Source organism: Mesorhizobium sp. M7A.F.Ca.CA.002.09.1.1, assembly GCF_003998555.1.
In the GTDB taxonomy this organism is placed as follows: domain Bacteria; phylum Pseudomonadota; class Alphaproteobacteria; order Rhizobiales; family Rhizobiaceae; genus Mesorhizobium; species Mesorhizobium ciceri.
This window is the reverse complement of record NZ_RZRR01000480.1, coordinates 1-4255: the sequence shown is the minus strand read 5'-3', so window position 1 is coordinate 4255 and position 4255 is coordinate 1. Positions and strand designations below refer to the sequence as shown.

The 4255-nt window shown below is 65.6% G+C and carries 5 protein-coding genes; 2 read left to right on the top strand and 3 right to left on the bottom strand.

The annotated features are described in order from the left end of the window. Both EN994_RS20160 and EN994_RS20155 read left to right on the top strand, forming a co-directional pair. A partial coding sequence (locus tag EN994_RS20160; protein ID WP_164746032.1) for a branched-chain amino acid ABC transporter permease occupies positions 1-556 on the top strand: 556 nt, incomplete at its 5' end. After that, positions 553-1857, top strand: a complete 1305-nt coding sequence (locus EN994_RS20155) for an FAD-dependent oxidoreductase (protein WP_063167565.1) — start codon at positions 553-555, stop codon at positions 1855-1857. The genes EN994_RS20160 and EN994_RS20155, both read left to right, overlap by 4 nt. Here the strand turns inward: EN994_RS20155 and EN994_RS20150 are convergent. The 3 genes from EN994_RS20150 to EN994_RS20140 all read right to left on the bottom strand — a co-directional run. Continuing rightward, on the bottom strand, positions 1854-2522 hold the full coding sequence (locus EN994_RS20150; RefSeq protein ID WP_024502527.1) for a GntR family transcriptional regulator: 669 nt from the start codon (positions 2520-2522) through the stop codon (positions 1854-1856). The genes EN994_RS20155 and EN994_RS20150 overlap by 4 nt on opposite strands. Positions 2523-2538: 16 nt before the next feature. Continuing rightward, positions 2539-3849, bottom strand: coding sequence for an aspartate aminotransferase family protein (locus EN994_RS20145; RefSeq protein ID WP_063167564.1), 1311 nt, complete (start codon positions 3847-3849; stop codon positions 2539-2541). After that, a partial coding sequence (locus EN994_RS20140) for a phosphotransferase (RefSeq protein WP_164746031.1) occupies positions 3850-4255 on the bottom strand: 406 nt, incomplete at its 5' end. It abuts the gene before it with no gap.

Below are 4255 nucleotides of genomic sequence, written 5' to 3'. Positions count from 1 at the left end.
GTTCAACCTGTCGAACCTTGCCGTGGTCGCGGCGGTGACTCTGGTCGCCTATCTCGCTTTGGAACATCTGTCGCGCAGCCCGTGGGGCCGCGTGCTGAAGGCGCTACGCGAGGATGAGCGGGCGGCGATCTCGCTTGGCAAGAGCGCGCGTTTCTATCGCGTCCAGGCCTTCGCCGTGGGCGGCGCCATCATGGCACTGGCCGGCGCATTGCAGGCGCATTTCACCGGCTTCATCGCGCCGGACAATTATTTGCCGATCCTGACCTTCCAGGTCTGGGTGATGCTGATCGTGGGCGGCTCGGGCAGCAATCTCGGCGCCGTCATCGGCAGCATCCTGGTCTGGGCGATATGGGCTGGGTCGGGCACGCTGACCAGCATCCTGTTCCCGCCGGAACAGCAGGCTCGTGCCGCCGCGCTGCAGATCGCCGCCATCGGCGTCATGCTCTGCGTTATCCTGCTGGTCCGGCCGAACGGGCTGTTCGGCGACAGGCCACGGCGGCCTTGGCTCGGCAAGCGGACGAAGGTGACTACGGCCAAAAGCGTTTCCCCGTCATGAATGCCGCGGTTCGGCAGGAAGCGCATGGCGCTTCACTCTGGCTTGCCGTCAGCCGCGACCGCCGCAAACGGCCGGCGCTGCAGGGTAAGCTCGATGTCGACCTGGCCATTGTCGGCGGCGGCTTTTCGGGCCTTTCAACCGCGCTGCACGCCGCCGGCAAAGGCCTTTCCGTCGCCGTTCTCGAAGCCGAATTCATCGCCTGGGGCGCAACCGGCAGGAATGCTGGCTTCGTCGTGCCGAACTTCGCCAAGATGGACCCGGCCGACATACTGGCCCATCTCGGACCATCGCGTGGCGAAAGGCTGATCGATTTCGCCGCCGGCAGCGCCGACCTGGTTTTCCGCCTGATCCGGCAGCACGGCATCGACTGCGACGCCGTGCAGAACGGATGGATCCAGCCGGCGCATTCGCCTGCCGCCTTTGAAAAAGTCAAGTCACGTGCCGGGCAGTGGGCACAGCGTGGCCGGCCGGCAGTCACATTGGATCGGCAGGAAGTCGAAGCCCTGACAGGCGTGCCAGGCTATGTCGGCGGCTGGATGGACCGTTCCGGCGGCGTGCTCAATCCGGTCGCCTATGCGCGCGGATTGGCCGATGCGGCGGAGAAGGCCGGCGCAAAGATCTTCGAGCAGACGCGCGTCACCTCGGTTGATCGCATAGCCGATGGCTGGATGCTGAAAATGCCCTCTGGCTCGGTACGCGCGGGCAAGGTGCTGATCGCCACCAACGCCTATGGCTGGTCCCTCAATCCGTCGTTGCAGCGAACCTACTTCCCGCTGAAAGTCTTCCAGATCGCGACAGCGCCGCTACCTCGTGAAGTGCGCAACCGATTGCTTCCCGGCGGGCAAGGTGTCGGTGACACCAGACGCAATCTGTTCACCTTCCGCTTCGACGCCGAAAACCGGCTGATCAGCGGCGGCATGCATATCCTTGGCGCCGGTGCGGATACGCGCGTACCGCAGACGATCTGGCGAAGGCTCGGCCGGCATCTCGGTCTGCCCGACCTGCCGCCGCTTGCCTACAGCTGGTCGGGAATGGCAGCGGTCGAACCGGATTTCCTGCCGCACCTGATCGACCTCGGTCCGGGACTGATCGCCGGTCGCGCCTGCAACGGGCGCGGCATCGCCATGACGACGGCGATGGGCAAGGTTCTGGCCGACTGGGCCGCCGGCACCGACGCCCGCGACCTGCCGCTGCCCTTCGCGCCGCCGGCGCCAATACCGTTCCACGCCGTGCTGCGGCACGCGCCCAACATGCTGCTCGGCTGGAGCATGCTGCGCGACCGGCTGGACGGGACGAGCTAGGCCGACGGCTCCCTGGCAGCGTCAAGGTTTGCAGACAGCACAGCGGCCGCCACGGCGATGTCCTCTTCTATGAAAATCCGCACAGTGGGACCGCTGCGCTGCTCCAGTGCGGCGACGATCTTGCGATGCGCGTCGTTGGACTGCGGGATGTAGCGATCGGCCTGCATCAGCAGCTTGAGATAAGGCCCGACCCGCCCCCAGAGGTCGCGGATCATGTTCAAAAGGATCGGCGCGCCAGCATGCTGGTAGATGGCGAAGTGGAACGCCTCGTTCAATGAGAGATAGGCCCTGGCGTCGCCGGCCTCAATGGCACGCTGCATGCCGGCGAGCGTCGCCTGGATGTCAGCCAGCCCGCTTTCGCTCATCCTGGTCGCCGCCATCTCGCCCGCCAGTCCCTCGACGGCGATGCGGATGCGCGTCAGCTCCTCGAAGGCAGGCGCGGACAGCAACGGCACGATGACCGAGCGGTTGTTCTGCATCTCGAGCAGCCGCTCGGCGACAAGCCTCTGCAGCGCCTCGCGGATCGGTGTCGTCGAGATGCCGAACGTCTCGGCGAGCTTGCGGATGACCAGCGCCTGGCCCGGGCTGAAGCCGCCGGAAATCAGCTCCTGCTTGAGCGCGCCATAGGCGCGGTCATTCAGGGTCTGATGTTCGAGCTTCAGCATGCGCGGGCCGCTCCGATCACCAGTTCGACAGAGCGCGATCGAGCGTCTCGGCCAGTTGCTCGGCATTGTCCCTGGCAAAGGGCAGTGGCGGCCTGATCTTCAGCACATTGCCGCGCGGACCGCAGGACGAGATCAGCACGCCGTCCTCGCGCATGGCTTCGACGACCGCCGATGTCTTGGTGGCGGCCAGAGCCTCGTCGCCGTCCGCCGTCAGCTCGACGCCGAAATAGAGGCCGTTGTGCCTGACATCAGCGACCGCGCCGTGCCGGCCCTGCAGGGCGCGCAGCAGTTCACTCGTATAGGCGCCGACATTGCGCGCATTCTCGATCAGCCCCTCGCCTTCGATGACATCGAGAACGGCGAGGCCGACAGCGGCCGCGACCGGGTTGCCGCCGAAGGTGTTGAAGTAGCCGGTGTTCGAACCGAAGGAGGCGACAAGCTGCGGCCGCACGAGCACGGCGCCCATCGGGTGCCCATCGCCGATCGGCTTGCCCATCGAGACGATGTCAGGCTCGATGCCATAGTTTGCGAAGCCCCACATGCCCTGGCCAAGCCGGCCGAAGCCGGACTGGACCTCATCGGCGATGACGATGCCGCCGGCCTTTTTGACGTGATCCGCCGCTTCGCGCATCACCGCCGCATCGGGAAAGAAGATGCCGTCGCTGGAAAAGGCGGAGTCGAGAAGCAGCGCCGCCGGCTTGATGCCTTTTGCTCGCATGTCCTCTATGGCAGCGGCGACATTTCCGGCGAAATCATGCGCGGCCCGGCCATGGTCGCGGAACGTGTCCGGCGCTGCCACCGTGCGGTGGTGCGCTGGTACCCCCTTTGCCCCGACCGCCGCCGGCGACAGTTGCGCCGTCGCTATGGTGGCGCCGTGATAGGCGAAATCGGTGATGATCACCCCGGTGCCGCCGCTGGAATGCTGGGCAATGCGGATGGCAAGGTCGTTCGCCTCGCTGCCGGTGCAGGTGAACATCGCGTGGCCGAGATGGGCCGGAACGGTGCCGAGAAGCTTTTCCGCGTAATCGAGGATGATCTCGCTGAGATAGCGTGTGTGGGTGTTGAGCGTTGCGGCCTGCCCGGACAGTGCCTCGACGACGCGCGGATGGCAGTGGCCGACCGAGGCGACGTTGTTGTAGGCGTCGAGGAACTTGCGGCCCTGGGCATCGTAGAGCCACACACCGCTGCCGCGCACCAGATGAATAGGGTTGCGGTAGAAGGCGCGGTAGGTCGGCCCGAGCAGCCTGGCGCGGCGTTCGAGCAGCGCGCGCTCCGATGCAGCCGCGTCGGCATTTGCGGGATACGGCGAGGACTGGGGCACGAGCATCTACTCCGGATTGGAATGGTCGAGAAAATAGCGGCGGGCATCGGTGGACGACAGACCATCAAGCTTTTCAAGCGAAGCCCAGACCTCGGTGGCGAGGCGCAGCACGTAGTCGCGCTTGGCCGGGAAACGCTCGGCCTGCCAACTGGCGATGTTGACGATGAGCGCAAGTCGGGCACGGATCAGATCGAAGAGAATGCCAATCTCTTCCTCCTCCAGTGGTTGGAGCGACTGATAACCTGCGACAAAGCGCGCTGCCGGTGCCAGCGGATGGCCTTCCGCCGGCCAGCGGTAGACGGCGCCGATGGCGAGGTCGCAGATCAGCGGCGAATGGATCATGTCGCCGAAATCGAGAATGCCGCTCACGACCTCCGGCCGCGAAGCATCCATCACCACATTGTAGGAATTC

Excerpts from the sequence above, each read along its gene's own strand:
- EN994_RS20155 (WP_063167565.1), top strand. The coding sequence starts at position 553 with ATGAATGCCGCGGTTCGGCAGGAAGCGCATGGCGCTTCACTCTGGCTT.
- EN994_RS20150 (WP_024502527.1), bottom strand. The coding sequence starts at position 2,522 with ATGCTGAAGCTCGAACATCAGACCCTGAATGACCGCGCCTATGGCGCG.
- EN994_RS20145 (WP_063167564.1), bottom strand. The coding sequence starts at position 3,849 with ATGCTCGTGCCCCAGTCCTCGCCGTATCCCGCAAATGCCGACGCGGCT.